The organism is Stenotrophomonas sp. HMWF003 (assembly GCF_003061285.1).
GTDB lineage: Bacteria > Pseudomonadota > Gammaproteobacteria > Xanthomonadales > Xanthomonadaceae > Stenotrophomonas > Stenotrophomonas maltophilia_AP.
This window is the reverse complement of sequence record NZ_QAIW01000170.1, coordinates 1-1977: the sequence shown is the minus strand read 5'-3', so window position 1 is coordinate 1977 and position 1977 is coordinate 1. Positions and strand designations below refer to the sequence as shown.

Below are 1977 nucleotides of genomic sequence, written 5' to 3'. Positions count from 1 at the left end.
CCGGGCAGGAACAGGGTGACCAGGAGCAGGCTGAAGGCCACCGGCAGCAGCCAGAACGACCAGTTGTTCATGCGTGGCAGCGCCATGTCCGGCGCGCCGATCTGCAGCGGGATCATCCAGTTGGCCAGGCCGACGAAGGCCGGCATCACGCCGCCGAAGATCATCACCAGCGCATGCACGGTGGTCATCTGGTTGAAGAACTCGGGCTTGACGAACTGCAGGCCCGGTTGCATCAGCTCGGCGCGGATGACCACGCTCATGGCCGCGCCGATGATGAACATGATGAAGCTGAAAAGCAGGTAGAGCGTGCCGATGTCCTTGTGGTTGGTCGAGAACAACCAACGCTCCACGAAGCTCTGCTGATGCCCGTGGTGCCCATCGTGGTCAACTGCGGAATGCGCCATCGCAACTACACCTCACTGGATCCGGTGGTACCCACGCCTGCCGGGTGGCAGGCGCGGCTCGATTTCAGGCGTTGCTGCCTGCTGCAGCCGGTGCCGGTGCCGGCGGCGGCGTGGCGTCCGGAGCGGCGGCCGGCGCGGCATCGGCAGGCGCCGGTGCTGCGGGGGGCGTTGCTGCGGGTGCAGCCGCCGGTGCCGGTGCGGGCTTGCGTGAGGCCAGCCACTTCTGGAAGTCCTCCTTGGACACCGCTTCCACCACGATCGGCATGAAGCCATGGTCCTTGCCGCACAGCTCGGCGCACTGGCCGCGGTAGATGCCGGGCTTTTCGATGTTGGTCCAGGCCTCGTTGATGAAGCCGGGAATGGCGTCCTGCTTCCAGCCCAGCGCCGGCACCCACCAGGCGTGGATGACGTCGTCGGAGGTGATCACAAAGCGCACCTTGGTATCCACCGGCAGCACCAGCCGGTTGTCCACTTCCAGCAGGTAATGCGGGTGCGATGCCAGCGTGGGCACCGTGCCGCTCTGCCGCACGCGGTCGGACTCGCGGTCCAGGCGGCTGGTGAAGGTGACATCCTCACCCAGGTACTCGTACTTCCACATCCACTGGTAACCGGTGACCTTCACGGTCATTTCCGAATCACGGGTGTCGTAGAACTTGATCAGGTTGGCCGTGGCCGGCCATGCCATCACCACCAGGATGATCACCGGAATCACCGTCCAGATGACCTCGGCCTTGGTGTTGTGGCTGAAGGTGGCAGCAACCGCGCCCTTGGATTTGCGGAACTTGAACATGGCGTAGAACATCGCGCCGAACACGATCACGCCGATCACGGTGCACACCCACAGCGAGAACATGTTCGATTCCCACGCCAACCGCGCGCTCTGGGTGACCCCCTTGCCCATGTTCAACTGCCACGGTTTCGGGTCGGCCGCCTGGGCCCACGCCATTGCGGGCGCCAGCAGTGCTGCCCCGCTCATTGCTGTTGTTGCGAACGTCGTGCCCCACATTCTGCGTTGCTTCATTGCCTAGACCCTTAGCGTCGTCGGTTGCAGCCATTGCGGGCCGCGAGCAAGCCTTCTGGTTTTCCGGGCCGTTGGTCTGGCCCCGAGCGGTCCTTCTCGCCGCCGGCGCGGCACCGTGCCCATTCAGGCGGGTGACGCAGTCCGGCAACTACCCGGCGGCGGGGATGACCTCGCGCTCCGGGACCTTCAACACAGCAAACAGCAGGACGAACAGCGGGGGCATCGAGCGCCTGTGGGGGACGCAATTCCTGCTGCGGGAAACGTCTCGATGGTAGCCCTGCACTCGCGACAGTAGCAAGGGTCCATTCACATTTTCGGGAATGGTGCAACACAGCATGAGGTCCGGCGGGAGTTTTGCCGAAGTCAGCACACTTTTAATGGCGTACTCCATTCCCGCCGAATCCCTTTGTATGAAAGGCTATGGCTGCAATCAGGCGGCGCCGTGAAAGTGCTTCCCAGCTCAAAAAAACGATTAAAATGGTCAAGTTCTCCACGAGCCAACCGGCATGACCGCACCTTCCGCACCGATTCCTGCCCCGGCCCCGGCCGGCG

General features: G+C 63.7%; 2 protein-coding genes. Both read right to left on the bottom strand.

Annotation, left to right across the window (positions count from 1 at the left end):
- The coding region (locus DBR34_RS07015; RefSeq protein WP_181393924.1) for a cbb3-type cytochrome c oxidase subunit I at positions 1 to 404 on the bottom strand (404 nt) is incomplete at its 3' end.
- Positions 405 to 468: 64 nt separating this feature from the next.
- Positions 469 to 1380, bottom strand: a complete 912-nt coding sequence (gene coxB / locus DBR34_RS07010; RefSeq protein ID WP_128096255.1) for a cytochrome c oxidase subunit II — start codon at positions 1378 to 1380, stop codon at positions 469 to 471.
- Positions 1381 to 1977: the final 597 nt, after the last annotated feature.

Excerpts from the sequence above, each read along its gene's own strand:
- coxB (WP_128096255.1), bottom strand. The coding sequence starts at position 1,380 with ATGAGCGGGGCAGCACTGCTGGCGCCCGCAATGGCGTGGGCCCAGGCG.